Below are 14,774 nucleotides of genomic sequence, written 5' to 3'. Positions count from 1 at the left end.
ACGTGGCAGCTGTCCTTTTTTGCGCGCTTCACTTAACTTCTTCGGGCTGGCGGCGTGTGTCTTCTCTTCACTTGTGTCGCTCATGGCAGCAATTTGTCGAACCACTCCTGCACGCCGTTGGCACGTGTGACCTCCAGTTTCATGCTCTCCACCAGATAGGCAGCGTAGGTGACCATGAGAACTGGAAAGACAATGTTCTTGATTGCCGGAGACAGTTGGCTCGCCTTAAATTGCGGGGCAAAGCGACGCAGCAGCATCATCGATATATCAATCAGTATCAGGAAGAACACGACAGGCCCCGAAACCAATAATGCCGTGCGCATTATGCTGTCGAGAAGCCCCAACAACTCCATTGCTCCTGGCCCGCTCAGTGTCGGGTGAAACTGATACACCGGCCAGATCAAGTAGCTGCGGTACAGGACACTGATCAAAGTTTCCAGGCCTCCTGATCCGACGAATATGGCAATCGCAGTGATCCCCAGAAAAACGCCCATCGCGGAAGCCTGACTGTTCGTCGCGGGATCGGCCGAAGCGGTCGGGCTGCTGATGCCGCGTTGGTTGTCGATAAGCTCCCCGGCAGCCTGAAGGCCCCAAAGCGGAATGCCAAGAAAAGTGCCAAGGAGTACACCGACAAAAACTTCCTTGAATCCGAGCAGGGTTAGCTGGATCAGGCGCGTATCAGGATCCAGCGCCGGCAATCCGCCGCTGACGTGTGCCAGGCATGGTAGTGCGAAGCCAACAGCCAAACAGCCCCGGATCAGCCCACTGATCTGCGAGCGTGTGAATACGGGAAAGATCAGCATGATGCCCATCGCGCGGGCTGCCCCAAGACCTGCCGCAACGACGAGTTCGAAAGCCGTCTGGATCAGAATTTGAATATCGGCCGATGGCGCGTCCATGGGGCGGACTAGTAGCTAAGTGTCATTGCGGGAAACTCGGTGAAGATCTGATCGGCTAGCTCTATGAGCGGGGCGCTTAGCACAGGAGCAAACAGCCCAATCACCGCGACAACGACCAGAAGCTTCACGGTGAGCGGCAAGCTTTCATCCTGGATCTGCGTCGCCGCCTGGAGGATGCCGATGACGAGGCCGACAACCACTGATGCAATGAGCGGCGGTAGAATCCAGATCATGAAAACCACCAGTGATTGGCTCATAAGAGTAATGATGCTGGATTCAGTGATGATCAGCCTCCCGGTAACGTATAACTCAGCACAAGCCCATGCATCAATTTTGACCAACCATCAATGGCAACAAACAAGAAGATCTTGAACGGAACAGATATAACAGTTGGTGAGACCATCGACATACCCATTGCCATCAAGATAGTTGTCACTATCAGATCTATAACAATAAAAGGCAGATAAAGTAGAAATCCTATCTCAAATCCGCGCTTCAATTCTGATAGCAAGAAAGATGGTACAAGTATTGCAAAGTCATCAGGCGTGGCTGCAGCGTGCATTTCCTCTGGCCAGACCTTTTCTGTCGAAGATAGGAAAAATCGCCGCTGCTCTTCATTTGTGAATTTCTTGAGATGCTCGCGCAAGGGCTCACTTCCGGCTTTAGCGGCGCTTACCCAGTCGTCGAATGTCTGATAGTGGAGCTTGGGATCCGACATGCGGTCATAGGTCTGCTCAGCAACGGGCGCACTAACGAACATAGTGAGGATCATCGCCGCGGCGTACAGCACCACATTGGGTGGTATGGTCTGGGTCCCGAGCGCATTGCGGACGAGGAAAAGAACAATTGATACCTTTACAAAGGCCGTTGTCGTGGCAACTGCTAAAACCAGCAGACCGAGTCCGGCGGTAACCGCAAGAAGCGCCAGGATTGTCGGCTGAGCTTCACTCATTGCATGCAAACCCGCCACGGAGCCTGATGCCCAGCTCTTCTCCGATGCGGACAATGTCGCCACGCCCGATACGCTGACCATTGGCCACTATGTCGACCGGGCCGTCGATCGGCCATCCAAGTTCAAAAATATGCCCTTCGCCGGCACTTCTTAATTCCCCAAGAGAAATAGGCCAGCGGCCGCATTCAAAGACAAGCACGATCTCGACATCGTCGAGATCCTTAGTAAGCTCCAGTTGCGATCCGGGTTGTGTCATATGCGCACTCTCCAAAGGACACGGTCGCGGGCGGAAAGGCCCCCGCAAGATTAATTCATCGCCGTCAAGATCCGCCTCGGCGCACAACTGGCCGACAGCTAGGGTGATCTGGCCGCGGCCGAACGGCGCAATATCGGGCAACAATGCATCACCGACACATGCGCTTCGAAGAAGCGCCGCAGGAAGGCGAAGCGTGCCGACCTCTCCTGCAACAATGAGCGGGAGCTCTGGAGGCAGCCCGCCCAGCTGCCGCGGCAACTGGGCAAGCAGTTCGCCTAGCGCGCGAAACGCAGGCGGTACTAAGCCGTCAAGTGGCGTGAACAGGAATAGACGGCCCTTGCCCTTGACCGCGCCGAAAATGATGTCGAGTTCAAGATGAGGAGCCAGCATCGTGGCTTCGCATACCCGCACGAGTTGCACGTTCAGACGCGTCGTCTCCTCCAGTCGAGTGACAAGCGGCTCCAGAGCGAGTTCGAGAATTAGCGAAGCAGTTGGCTCGGAAGGGAAGGCCAAGCCGTTCTGCACTGTCGTGATGAACTCCTCTACGAGCGGGCGCGACAGTGACAAGATGACCGTTTCGGCTCCCACTCTCCAGACGCAGTCAAGCATCGGAATGGCAGCAGGTTCCTGCTGCCAGACAAGCCCTGCCGTTCGCACCGATAGCGGCACCTCGTTGATCCGGCTTTGAAACGGCGTGCGCGGCGCTGCTGTATCATTGAGCCACGAGACAACCGTGTGGGACAGTTTCAGAACTGGTTCGAACATGGCGGGTGTGACCGCAGCGCCTATCAAAGACTGCACGGTCGTGTCATTCGGACGACCTCTTGCGACCGTCGGATCCGGTTGCGCGGCATTTAGGCAAGCGACCCCCTCGCATATTTCAGCAGTATCTCATCGTCGGCCTCGATCTCGGCTGCGGCCTCCGAATGAGTCTCGACGGCGCGCCGCACGTCGTCCTCGATTTGTTGCCATTTGTCCCTTGCCGCCGAACATATGACCCATAGCTCCCTCGTCCTGGACGCCGCCATCTCAGCCTCCTCTTGAGCGATTTGGGTATCATCAAGCATCTGCCGTCTGGAATTGATCTCAGCGGCAAGTTGTTCAGTGTGAAGGCGGTGACGGTCGAGCGCTGCGCTAGACAAGTTGTCGAGTGACATCAGATGCTGATAGAGCGCTGCTTCTTTTCTTGAACAATGTTGCTGTATCATTGCAAGCTCCCTAGAGGCATTTTGTACGGCTGAGGCGGCCACATCGCGCTGGGCTTCCTTCTTGGACAGCTCGCCAAGGGCACGACGCTCTTGCATTTCCTTCAGAAGCCGTATACTCGAAGACTGAATCCAGTTTACGCGGTCAGACGCGACATCCATGCGACCGTCTCCTCGAAATCTGACGCGTCATCTTCGCTCTGGCGCAGAAACTCCCTCAGTTCGTCGATTGACGCGACAGCCCGGTCAGTCAGGGGATCTCCACCTGGCTTGTATTCGCCAACATTGATCAAGAACTCGGTCTCGGCATAGCGCGACAGGAGCTCGCGGAAAATGGATGCTGCCTTGCGATGTGTCCCCGAAACGACTGCATCCATGACGCGGCTGCGACTCTGCAGCACATCAATAGCGGGGAAATGCGATCGCGCCGCAATAGCGCGTGAGAGGATGACATGGCCATCGAGAATACCACGCGATTCCTCGGCGATTGGATCACCCGTGCCATCACCCTCTACAAGCACCGTATAGAAGGCCGTGATTGAGCCCCGCTCACCCATGCCGGCGCGCTCGAGCAGGCCTGGCAGCATGCCAAAAACGGAAGGAGGAAAGCCCCGTCGCGTCGGCGGCTCACCCGCAGCAAGGCCTATTTCGCGCATAGCGCGGCAGAAGCGCGTCAGCGAATCCAGCATGAGAGCAACGCGTAGGCCTTGATCGCGGAAATATTCCGCGAGCGCAGTCGCCATTGGAGCGCATTGCGCACGCTCTACCGCCGAGCGGTCGGATGTTTCAACCACGACGACCGTACGGAGAAGGCCCTCTTCACCAAGATTCCTTTCGATGAATTCACGAACTTCCCGTCCACGTTCGCCTATGAGCGCCACTATGACGACGTCAGCGGCGGCACCCTTTACGATCTGTGACAACAGCGTCGACTTGCCACCACCTGGCTCGCCATAAATCCCGATCCGCTGGCCCTCGCCGCACGTCAGCAGACCATCGAGGACACGGACCCCAAGCGGGAATGGCCGCTCAATCATGCGCCTCGTCATCGGATTGGGGGCTCTGCCATGCAGGGGCCGAGTTTCGACGGTCTTGATTTCGCCTTTGCCGTCCAATGGGCGGCAACGACTGTCGATCACGCGACCGAGCAAATCGCCGCCGACGGGCACCTCACGCATTCGGCCAGTGGCCACGACCTCTGCGCGGCTGGATAGGCCCACCAAGTCCCCGATCGGTGTCAGCAATACACCATCACCCGACAGGCCGATCACCTCGGCCTCGAGCGACAGCCCGGTTCGCGGGTCCTCTAGGAGGCAAAGTTCCCCAATACGAGTGTCTGGCAAGACGGCATGAACCAGTGTGCCGATAGCCCGCGTGATCCGACCGCGCACCGCACGCGTGTCAATTCGCTTGGCCGCAGCCCTCAAAGACGAGATTGCTGGAACGAGAGCTCGAGTGTGGGCGTCAGCGTTATGTTCTGGGACGGGCTTTCTCATAGCTCGCCTTTCTCACAGAGCGTCCCGAAACCAAGGCGCAGCGCGCGCATCTGGGCGTCAAGTCCAAGGTCAACATTGCCGTACTCGCTCCACAGCACGCAGCGTTGCGGCGACAATGTCGGGTCGGGCTCGATCCGCACCCTTGGTCGACCATCCTGGCCGTCGCATCGAGCAAACTCTCGTGCAAGCATGTCGACTTGCATGGGAGAAACATGAAGGCAAACGTCGGCGCCGCTGTATTGACACTCTATGGCGTGACGAACAGCCCTCACCAATAGCTCGCCCGGATCGAAAGCGCCGATAAGATCGCTCAATATTTCCATCACGAGCTGCGGCAATTCCTGCTCCAGAGCCGCCTTTCGTCGCGCGATTTCGGAGATTGTCTCCGCAATCAACCCTGCCATCTCCTCGGTGCCTGCATTCGAGCCCTCCATGTGGCCGCGCGCCCACGCCCGCTGGTAAACCGCGCGTGCCCAGTTTCGAACGCGCTGCCGATGCCGTTCTGCCGCGGCAAGGGCTTGCGCGGCGCTGTGCCAGGTTTCGAGCTCGCTCGCGGGTATCAGTGGTCCGACTGGACGCATCTGCGGCGCTATTGGCCCCTCGGAAAGTTCGACTGTCATTTCACCGGGGTCTCTGTCTCAAAATGAGCTACTACAAGTGAAAGCAATTGGCCGGCGGCGGTCCAATGCTCATGTGCTGGAGTCTCCGCGGCAGTCCCCTCGGGCAATCGAAGAAGCACGCGGTTACGCTCGGTCGCTGAACTGTCCTGGAGCCAAGCTCCAAGACATGCGTGTCCATCGTATTCGATTTGCTGAGCGAGTTTTTCTGGGTCCGAGATCAGTCTTTTGTCAACAGCATGCAGCAGGTGTCGGATTCCGAATGCGTGTGCATCCACGCCGATGCGTTTAACAAGGATGGCAAGCTCAGGCTGAGAGACAAACGCGACCAGCGAACGGGCATGCCAGATACTACCAGCAAGAAGGGTCGCTCGATATGGATCATGCCCGCGTAGAAGGTCCGGCCTGCAGCCGATGTGGTTCAGATCCACGTCATCGTTGCCCAGCAATTCTGCCAGCCTTGGATGCAGTCTGGAACACTTCTGCAACTTCACTAACGTTTCGGCCGATAACGCTGGATCAAGACGCGCCGCAAGACGGGTTGGATGGGCCGAAGCCGCAAGCTCGCTCGCGCCCGGAAAGTGCGGACCATCAGGTCGGGCGGTCTGTATAGGCATTGGCAATGAGATGTCACCCACGTCCAATTGCAGGCATTCTTTTGCGAATGGCCTCGACAGCAGAAGCATCCCGGCGCCCCTCGACCTTGGAAACGCCGGTTGATTGCTTGCGCCGACGCGTAACAACGCCGATCAAGAGATAACAGGCCACGGCGAATACGGCTGCGGCAAAACCTGTTACGGTCGCCAGAAGTGGCGCAGGAAGAGGTAGTGATGCTTGTGGCAAAACAGCAGTCGGATCGGGCCGTTGCTCGTGTGCGGAACGTTCTACCGGCACCAAAACCACTTCCACCTTATCGTAGGACAGGCCTTCGATGCTGTCGGCTACAAGCATCTTTATCTTTGGCAGCAGAGCCGCGACATTTGTTTTTGCGTCGTGCCTGATAAACACCGAGGCCGAGGATGGCGTGGCACCGGCTCGCACAAGGTCGTTATGCGGCAGCACGACGTGAACACGTACAGAAAAAACGCCATCGATATCGCTGATCGTCCGCGACAACTCTTCGCTCAGGGCATACACGTAACGGGCACGCTCTTCGGTCGGCGAGGCAATCAGGCCTGATCCTTGGAATATCTCACCGAGGTTCTTGAAGGATTGGCGCGGCAGCCCCTTGGCGTTCAGAAGGTTGATTGAGAAGGCGAGCAGCTTTTCGTCAACCTGGATCGTGCTGGTTCCATCCTTGGCGACCACCCGGATCGCGGCGACCCCGTTGTCTTCAAGAAGTGCGAGCATTTCATTTGCCTCACGCTCTTGCAATTGCGTGTAGAGGTCGGCTTTGCAAGCAGTGAGGGCGACGAGAACTGGCAGCATGACAAGTCTAACCGACCGCCACCCTGACAGGCCACGCATGATTTCGCCCTCGGCCAAGCCAATCATGCGCGCGGTTCAGCCTTCCTTCAAAAGTTTATTCACGGATGATGTGACGCCGCTGACGCCTTTGGAGATAAGCGCCACCTGGGTGACGCCGTTGTAAACATCCCGAAGACCAGCCATCATCGTTTCGAAGTCTTGCCCTTGTTGGGGAATGCCCGAGATTCCGGTTCCCGCCTCACCTGGAACGGGAAGCTTCTGCGCCGGTCCCGGTAGAGCGCCCTTCGAAAGGGCTATGTCATGGTCGAGCGCGGGGAAGGAAACAGTGTTGTGTGGATATAGGGAGGAAATCGTCTGCAACACGCGATCGCCCATGCCGCTCGTCGGCGCAGCCGCGCGCTGAACATCCATCGCCGCAGCAACTGGCGCCGCACTCGCTGGCCCCGCGGCGGCATCGTTTTTCAGCGAGTCGGCTGCATGCCCTAAGGCGCGCTCAAACTGGGCCTGCTCGACAATCGACGGTGATCCGACCCTGGGGAGGCCAGCCGTTAGAGTGGCAGAGATCGACGTGACAGGCATCATCATGTAAGGACTCGGTTGCTCTCTCTGACCGGGCGAGCCCCGCCCATTCATCACCCGGTGTCGGCGCAACACTCCTAGGGGGGCAAGCTGACAACAAGCTGACTAACGGCGGCGTCATTTCGACAATCTAAAATCTCTTCGGCAATTTAGTCACTTGTGATGATTTCAGCGTTTGGTTTATCAGTGCGACATGCCGAGAACGCTTATCCAACCCGTCACCCTGCATGTTTTGAGACTTCTTTGTGCCGGGTTTTTTCTGTCCACCGGGATTCACCCGGCGCATGCAGTCCCGCTGTCCCTTCCGGCGACACCCTATAGATACACGGTTCTGGATCAGGAGCTCGCTGCAGCGTTGCAGGAATTCGGCAACAACCTGAATATCAGGGTCAACATCAGTCCTGCGGTGAAGGGGCGAATTCGCGGACGTATGCCTGATTTGCCACCGCGCGCGTTCCTCGACCGCTTGACGAACCTTTACGGTCTACAATGGTACTATGACGGCCTTGTGCTCTATGTGTCTGCTGCACAAGAATCGCAAACTCGAATGCTTTTGATGACGTCGATTCGCTTCGATGCGTTCAAGGGGGCTCTCGACAAGCTTGATATCTCCGACGAGCGCTATGTGGTCAAACCCGTGCCAGGCAATGGCCTCGTCTTCGTTTCCGGTCCACCGCGCTTCGTCGCACTCGTGGAGCAGACCTTTAACGGCTTGGTGGCGCAGGCGCAGGCGCAGACTCACATAGCGGCAACGCCAAAGGAATCAGTGCTGATCTTGTTTCGCGGCTCCTCCACTACGGTCGTTCGCGACGGACGACCGGATGCTTCTTATTCTTCTGACATCCCACAACAGGATAGCGTTGGCGGGAAGCCTGAGCTGGGCAAGAAATGAACATTGAGGATTTCCCGCAGCTCTGAAGAACATGACTGCGGCTACCCCTTTGTGAACTCTTCGCAAACTCGTCAGTTTCTCGAAAGCTAATCCGCTCATGATGAGTCCCGGCAGCTCTCGCGGTGACTCCGGCCATTGTGTTGGACCGAACCTTGGAGCCGGCCCGGAACACAGCAATTGAAGGCAGGGCAGGCGCATTCGTGACCTGCCGACGCTTGGAATTGTCGAATTTTGTGAAACGCAAGGGATCTTCTGTCGGGGTCTCTTGTGGGGATTTCAACGTCACGTCTGAGGATGCATAATGTCGGCCAGTAATCTTTCAACTTTCTACCGCTCAAATTCGCTACAGTCCGCAAGGGGTTGGCCGGGCCTGAAAGTTTCCCATTTTGCGACCCAGCATCAGCAAAGTGCATCGTGCTTCGAAGCGATGCTGTCCACTTGTGTGCTGGCAGACAAGCCCGGCTCTTTCGCGCAAGGGGATCTGCCAGCGTCGAATCTTGATTCGACAATGGATAAATTGCGGCAGGACCCTTTGGGCCATCTGGCACCGGATGTCTTGACATTGAATGGCTTGGAGCAACACCCACTGGATCTGCTGCCGCCAAATATGAGGGCGGCTCTCAAGGAGGACCAATCGCAACGCTCCAAGGCGACTGAAGCCCAACATCTGCTCGGCGTCACTCCGAAGATCGAGCCGGCTCCCAGGCCGAGCCCCGGAATCACGTGGAACGGTGGGTCGCTGACCACGGCTGAGTTGCAGATTGTTGCGGTACTCAACCGTCACAAGGACCAATGCCCGCTTACTTGGAAGTCGTTGACCGACAAAGCCAATGATCCCTCTACGCCACCGGATCTGAAAGCGGCGATCCAGGGACTGCAGCAGGATTCGGGACTTTTTTATGCGATTGGCTCGCAGGGCGACGGCCGCTGTGGAGGCAAGATCAACGCCAAGGACTTGGCCGGATTTTCAAACCACCACCCACAAGTTGCTGCATTTCAGGAAGCCCAAGCGCGAAGCTACGAGCAGAACTACATACCATCCGACGGCAGCGGAGGTTTGCAGCCTTCGGTCATGACCTTGAGCGATGCCTTGCGGGAGTTTTACCGGTACTCCGAAAATCTGTCCAAGGACCTGAGTCTGGATGAGTTCAAGAAAATGGTCGGCGGCGAATCGAAAAACGGCAAATTTCCGCCCCAGGTCATTGCGGCGGCGCAATATTTCCTCGATCACCCCGATGCTTGGAACCAGTTGTGCGGTGGCTCGAAAGGGAAGATGCACAAAGAGGATTTCCTGCAAGTCGCCTCATCGTCGATGAGCCTCACGCAAACTGAGCTGAATACGGTCGAGATGATCAAGGACCATCAGGACACGTTCTTTGGAAGCGGTGTTCTGACTCGCGACAAACTGGCGAAAATGAAAGACGACAAGAGCCTTGATCCGAAAGTGCGGGAAGCAGCCTCTCAGCTCCTTTCAGATCCTCTTTTGTTTGGCCTCCTGAACAATTCGATCACGGGCTATAAGACCCATCATAAATTCTTCGACTTTGGCGGCGGGCATACGGTTGATTCCGGCAATATCAGCAAAAAAGACTTTGCCCATTTTTGCACAAACATGTCGTCTGCGAACCGCAACGTTCAGCAGCCAATCACCCACGGCGCCCAAACCGCAGAAGAGCAGAATGCCGTCGCGGACATGAAGATGGGCCTGATGGACCAGCCTGACATTAAGTCAGCCAAAAAGAACGGCGGGGCCGTCATGCACGTCGTCGACTCCGTGCTCAAAATCGAGACGAAAGTGCTCGACTTGGCGGCAACGGCGGTGGGACTGCTCAGCTTCATTCCGGGCCTCGGACAAGTAGCCGATCTTGCCTCGATGGTTCTCGAGGCTGAGTCGCAAGCAGCCAATCTCCTGCGTACGGCCATTAACGGAGGCGATATGAAGCGAGCGCTGGAGGAAGCTGGCCTCAATATGGCCGCGCAGGCGATCGGCCTTATCGCAGGCCCCGAGGTCAAGCTGGCCATTCGAAATGGGCTCGTAAAGCACCTGATGGAAGAGGCCTTGGCGGCAGGCATTGATCTTTCGGTCTCGACGGCGCAGGACTACGCAGAAGGCTATGTGAATAACCTCAAAGCGCGCCTTGCAGGCGGCCCTGAGCAAAGCCTAGGCCTTCCGAGCATGCCATCATTCCAGAGTGTGGCAAGCAATGTGCCCTTCGTCGGCATTGCCTTATCCTAGCCGTCGCCTTGCGCGGAAGCTTTGGCTCGCGCGCTGACATAAGGGTCATTGTGGCACAAGCAGGGGTTCATCCGCATCAACGCAAGCGGTGTTCCTGACGCCATCTGGATCGGACTGTGAGGGGGATGTCCGAAGTCTGTGAAGACTTCGGTATATGACGACTTCAGAGTTACGCTGAGCCCAGCCATCTCGAGCCGGTGCGCCGGGTCGAGGTTTTCACGGGCGCCGGCCGGTAGCGGGAATGGTCTCCGGAAGGCACGGCGCGGATGGTGGCGGAGCGGCGCAGCCGAAGGAACGGCTGTCGCGCGCCCAGGGCGGCCTCCCGAACAGCAGACGATGATCTCCTGCCTTGGGCCTATATCCTCGTGCCACGCTCAAGGCAGTCGGCTGAAAACAGCGCTGATTTAAAACAGCATTATCCTGCACTGCACCCTCGATCCTTGCGCTCACCGATCGCTCGTCGACACGCACGCGGTCAAGTCGTTATCGGCGCTATGCCGATGGGCTTCGAGAGCAAGGTGGACGCTGAGCGGTGCGTCAGCCTCAGGGCGCGGCTGGCCAGCTTTGGGTCTCACGCTCTATGACGGCAACACCCGGCTGATCCACTTGGCCTGTTCGCGGGCTCCCGGCAGCGGCGCGGAAGCCACGGTCCGCCTTCCTCGGCTTCAGGCCAAAGATACCGCAGCATGCTCCAGAGCTATGTCTGCCGCCTTCGCCCCATCGTCGCTGGTCATGTGGAAAGGACAAGCAGGCTACGCACCCTATAATCCCGTCGGGCAGGATTCGACAGTCGACGGCGAGACATTCGCCAAACCTCCCCCTTGATTCTCAGCAACGTTAAAAAAAATTCACATAATGTTCGTGAGTGTAGTCTCCTGTCAGGTGGTACATTAGCCCCAATATCTGGCGTCTTAGTCGTAGAAAGGACTGTGATCTATCTTCCATTAGCATCCATACCAGCGGATTTACAGCAAATGACGAGAGAGGTCTCATGCGGATTGATGGGGATAGAAGGGCTAGCGGCTTGCTGCATCCCGTCCGGGTTGATGCTAACCAATGTTGACACTGGTAAATCGCCTAAGGACGGCAGCGCATCTTGATCGCCTTCGAATCCTGGGCCTTTGCGCGCATGCGGATCTAACCGTCGGCGAGCTGGCCGATATTACCGGTCTGCCTCGCGAGCAGGTTCGACGCCACGTTCGGCGGCTGGTCAGAGCCAACTTTCTTTGCTGCAACGAACAACGTCCGCAGTCTTCGTACCATATGCAAGCAGGAGGCAAGGATGGCGAGCTGGCTCAATTGGTGGTCGATCTCCTGCCCCACGATGATGGCCATCATAAAAGAGACCTACAACGCCTGGAAGCAATACAAGACGCGCGGTTGAAGGGACCGCCTGCTTGATCGTGAAATAGATCAGTCCAAATGGAGCGCGACTACCATGGATAACTCCGCCGGCGGCGCCATCGCGCAGCCCGACACTTACGGGCGGCCTCACTTAGCCGCCGTCGACTCCCGCGTTCACGAACTGCTTCTAAGACAGGAGCGTCAGGAGCGGACAACTCTCAAACTGATCGCCTCCGAGAACTTTGCCTCCTCGGCGGTGTTGGAAGCGACCGGGTCGATTTTCACCAACAAGTATGCCGAGGGATACCCCGGTGCGCGCTACTACGCCGGAAACGAGATCGTCGATGAGCTTGAGACCCTCGCGATCGAGCGCCTGAAAGCGCTATTTGGCAGTGAACATGCCAACGTCCAGCCTTATTCAGGCTCGCCAGCCAACCAGGCTGTCTATCGCGCGCTTTTGAGCCCCCGTGACAAAGTCATGGGCTTGCCTTTACCCGAAGGCGGCCATCTGACTCACGGTTGGTCCGTCAATTTTTCCGGCAGCGATTATCAGCGCGTCCCGTACAGGCTGCACGAAAAGACACAGCAAATTGACTATGACCACTTGCGCGAGACCGCCAAGCGGGAACGCCCGAAGCTAATTTGGGTCGGCGGAACTGCTTATCCGCGTATTTTTGACTACGCGGCAATGGCCGAAATTGCTTCGGAGGTGAACTCGTATCTGGTGGCTGACATCGCCCACATCTGCGGCCTGGTTGTCGCAGGAGTGCATCCGAACCCCGTGTCCCATTGCGATGTGGTCACCAGCACCTCTCACAAGTCGATCCGCGGTCCCCGGGGTGGCTTCATTTTATCAAGGAATGAAGACCGTTATCAGCCCCTCCATCATCCGAAGAGCAAACACAATCTGGCCAAACGTATAGACCGCGCCGTGTTCCCTCTTCTGCAAGGCGGACCGCATATGAATACTATCGCCGCGCTTGCCGTCGCTTTGCAGGAAGCAGCGAACTCGTCCTTTCGTGTCTACGGTCAGCAGATCGTCCACAACGCCAAGGCTCTGGCCCAGGCACTTCTGGAGCGAGGTTATGAACTCGTCACCGGGGGCACTGACAATCACATGCTGATCCTTGATCTTCGGGACCGGTCGCTGTCAGGCAAAGCCTATGCGGAGCGCTTATCGCGTGCAGGCATCATTGCGAATTTCAATATGGTCCCGGGCGACCGGCGGCATCCGGCGCTGACAAGCGGCATCCGCTTAGGGACACCAGCGGTGACGTCCATGGGCATGCGCGAAACGGAGATGGTGCAGATCGCCGCTTTCATCGACTCGGTCTGCCGCCAGCCCGATGACCAGGAAGTTCATGCGAGCGTACGAAGAGACGTTGCCGACTTCTGCACTGCGTTCGATGTTCCCGGCATCCCCGACCGATAAGCCACCCCAATCCAGAAACTCCTCACTAACTCCAGCACTTGAAGCGAGGGCATTTTTATGACCAGGCAGTTCGTGTTCTCTTCCGAATCCGTCGGCGCGGGACACCCCGATAAGATGGCAGACAACATCTCCGATGCCATTCTCGATGCGGTCCTGCGCACCGATCCGAAGGCGCGCGTCGCCTGTGAAGTGTTGGTGAAGACGGGGATGGTCGTTGTGGCTGGCGAGATCACCAGCCATGCCCACATCGATTACAGCCAAGTCGCCCGCGATACGATACTCGATATTGGCTACGACGATGATGCGATTGGCTTTGATGGTCGACGTTGCGCCGTCGTTCTGGCCCTCACCGAGCAGTCGCCCGACATAAGCCAGGGCGTTGATGAAGGACGAGGGCAGGATCTCGGGCAAGGGGCAGGGGATCAGGGCATCATGTTTGGATTCGCATGCAACGAGACGGATACATTGATGCCCCTGCCGATCCAACTCGCTCACCATTTGACGAAAAGACAGGCCGAGGTCCGGAAAGCGGGACAGCTTGGCTGGCTGCGTCCGGACGTGAAATCTCAAGTGTCGGTACGCTACGAAGGGCTCCGCCCGGTGGCGCTGGATACCATAGTCCTGTCAACGCAGCATGACGAAGCGGTCTCACAAGCCACGGTCCGCGAAGGCGTCATTGAGGAGATCATAAAACCGGTCCTGCCGGCCCACCTGGATACTTCGGGGATCAGATTTCTGGTCAACCCAACAGGGCGGTTCGTGGTCGGTGGGCCTGCCGGCGACTGCGGCCTCACAGGACGGAAGATCATCGTCGATTCCTACGGTGGGACCGGGCGTCACGGCGGCGGTGCCTTTTCGGGCAAGGACCCATCCAAGGTTGACCGCTCGGCGGCCTATGCCGCCCGGTATGTCGCGAAGAACATCGTTGCCAGCGGCCTTGCGGAGGTCTGCGAGGTTCAGCTTGCCTACGCGATCGGCGTGGCCAGTCCGGTTTCTGTCATGGTCAATACCTTCGGAACCGCAAGGATCGAGGAAAAAAGGATCGAGCGCCTTGTTCTCGAGGTTTTCAATCTCCGACCGAAAGGCATCATCAAGATGCTTGATCTCTTACGGCCGATATACCGCAAGACGGCGACATACGGACACTTCGGGCGTGAAGAGCCTGAGTTCACTTGGGAGAAGACGGACAAAGCTGACGATTTGCTGCGTGAAGCCGGACCGGCAGCTGCGTGAGGGCGGCTGGATCAAGCGCATGCGGCAACCCATTTCAACTCGCGAGACCACGCCCGGCCGGCGTGGCAAGAAGCCGGCTCGGGTTTTGGCGGAGATTTTGATGCCGGATTATGACGTGCTTTGCATCGGCAATGCCATTGTCGACATCATCGCCCAGTGCGACGAGGAATTCCTCGAGACCAACGGCATCATCAAGGGCGCGATG

General features: G+C 57.5%; 15 protein-coding genes and 1 pseudogene. 6 read left to right on the top strand and 10 right to left on the bottom strand.

Features of this window, described 5'->3' with window-relative positions; translation table 11 throughout:
• Positions 1 to 80 precede the first annotated feature (80 nt).
• From sctT to EN879_RS06670, 10 genes are all read right to left on the bottom strand, one after another.
• Positions 81 to 899: a type III secretion system export apparatus subunit SctT gene (gene sctT, locus EN879_RS06715; protein WP_127273987.1), complete on the bottom strand. Its 819-nt coding sequence runs from the start codon at positions 897 to 899 to the stop codon at positions 81 to 83.
• Between the two features lie 8 nt (positions 900 to 907).
• Positions 908 to 1,183, bottom strand: coding sequence for an EscS/YscS/HrcS family type III secretion system export apparatus protein (locus EN879_RS06710; protein WP_024505375.1), 276 nt, complete (start codon positions 1,181 to 1,183; stop codon positions 908 to 910).
• Positions 1,184 to 1,185: 2 nt separating this feature from the next.
• Positions 1,186 to 1,851 carry a type III secretion system export apparatus subunit SctR gene (sctR, locus tag EN879_RS06705; protein ID WP_029354851.1) on the bottom strand — a complete coding sequence of 222 codons (666 nt, stop codon included), beginning with the start codon at positions 1,849 to 1,851 and terminating at the stop codon, positions 1,186 to 1,188.
• Complete coding sequence (sctQ, locus tag EN879_RS06700) at positions 1,844 to 2,872, bottom strand: type III secretion system cytoplasmic ring protein SctQ (RefSeq protein ID WP_095769044.1); 1,029 nt, start codon at positions 2,870 to 2,872, stop codon at positions 1,844 to 1,846. The genes sctR and sctQ overlap by 8 nt, the downstream gene beginning before the upstream one ends.
• Positions 2,873 to 2,961: 89 nt before the next feature.
• Positions 2,962 to 3,474, bottom strand: coding sequence for a hypothetical protein (locus EN879_RS06695; protein ID WP_063169269.1), 513 nt, complete (start codon positions 3,472 to 3,474; stop codon positions 2,962 to 2,964).
• Positions 3,450 to 4,808 carry a type III secretion system ATPase SctN gene (gene sctN, locus EN879_RS06690; RefSeq protein WP_063169268.1) on the bottom strand — a complete coding sequence of 453 codons (1,359 nt, stop codon included), beginning with the start codon at positions 4,806 to 4,808 and terminating at the stop codon, positions 3,450 to 3,452. The genes EN879_RS06695 and sctN overlap by 25 nt, the downstream gene beginning before the upstream one ends.
• The gene (gene sctL / locus EN879_RS06685) at positions 4,805 to 5,428 is read right to left on the bottom strand and encodes a type III secretion system stator protein SctL (protein ID WP_024505371.1); all 624 of its coding nucleotides are present in this window, start codon (positions 5,426 to 5,428) and stop codon (positions 4,805 to 4,807) included. The genes sctN and sctL overlap by 4 nt, the downstream gene beginning before the upstream one ends.
• The gene (locus EN879_RS06680; protein ID WP_210326671.1) at positions 5,425 to 6,111 is read right to left on the bottom strand and encodes a nodulation protein NolU; all 687 of its coding nucleotides are present in this window, start codon (positions 6,109 to 6,111) and stop codon (positions 5,425 to 5,427) included. Before EN879_RS06680 ends, sctL begins: the two co-directional genes overlap by 4 nt.
• Positions 6,056 to 6,919, bottom strand: a complete 864-nt coding sequence (gene sctJ, locus EN879_RS06675; protein WP_024505369.1) for a type III secretion inner membrane ring lipoprotein SctJ — start codon at positions 6,917 to 6,919, stop codon at positions 6,056 to 6,058. Before sctJ ends, EN879_RS06680 begins: the two co-directional genes overlap by 56 nt.
• A gap of 9 nt (positions 6,920 to 6,928) precedes the next feature.
• Positions 6,929 to 7,438, bottom strand: coding sequence for a nodulation protein NolB (locus EN879_RS06670; protein ID WP_024505368.1), 510 nt, complete (start codon positions 7,436 to 7,438; stop codon positions 6,929 to 6,931).
• A gap of 187 nt (positions 7,439 to 7,625) precedes the next feature.
• On the opposite strand from EN879_RS06670, the gene EN879_RS06665 reads away from it, so the two are divergent.
• The 6 genes and pseudogenes from EN879_RS06665 to EN879_RS39770 form a co-directional block, all read left to right on the top strand.
• Positions 7,626 to 8,324: a secretin N-terminal domain-containing protein gene (locus EN879_RS06665; RefSeq protein WP_024505367.1), complete on the top strand. Its 699-nt coding sequence runs from the start codon at positions 7,626 to 7,628 to the stop codon at positions 8,322 to 8,324.
• 301 nt (positions 8,325 to 8,625) lie between these two features.
• Positions 8,626 to 10,560 carry an HrpF/NolX family T3SS translocon protein gene (locus EN879_RS06660; RefSeq protein ID WP_024505366.1) on the top strand — a complete coding sequence of 645 codons (1,935 nt, stop codon included), beginning with the start codon at positions 8,626 to 8,628 and terminating at the stop codon, positions 10,558 to 10,560.
• Between the two features lie 1,056 nt (positions 10,561 to 11,616).
• On the top strand, positions 11,617 to 11,961 hold the full coding sequence (locus tag EN879_RS06655) for a helix-turn-helix domain-containing protein (protein ID WP_082826567.1): 345 nt from the start codon (positions 11,617 to 11,619) through the stop codon (positions 11,959 to 11,961).
• Between the two features lie 37 nt (positions 11,962 to 11,998).
• Positions 11,999 to 13,336: a serine hydroxymethyltransferase gene (gene glyA / locus EN879_RS06650; protein ID WP_063169266.1), complete on the top strand. Its 1,338-nt coding sequence runs from the start codon at positions 11,999 to 12,001 to the stop codon at positions 13,334 to 13,336.
• Between the two features lie 57 nt (positions 13,337 to 13,393).
• A complete protein-coding gene (gene metK / locus EN879_RS06645) occupies positions 13,394 to 14,569 on the top strand; it encodes a methionine adenosyltransferase (RefSeq protein WP_063169265.1) in 1,176 nt (391 codons plus the stop codon).
• 100 nt (positions 14,570 to 14,669) lie between these two features.
• Positions 14,670 to 14,774 (top strand): annotated as a pseudogene (locus tag EN879_RS39770) (adenosine kinase); the annotation flags it as partial.

It is taken from the genome of Mesorhizobium sp. M7A.F.Ca.AU.002.02.1.1, from assembly GCF_003998535.1.
Classification (GTDB): Bacteria; Pseudomonadota; Alphaproteobacteria; order Rhizobiales; family Rhizobiaceae; genus Mesorhizobium; species Mesorhizobium ciceri.
The sequence above is the reverse complement of the archived record's forward strand: the minus strand, read 5'-3'. Positions and strand labels throughout refer to the sequence as shown.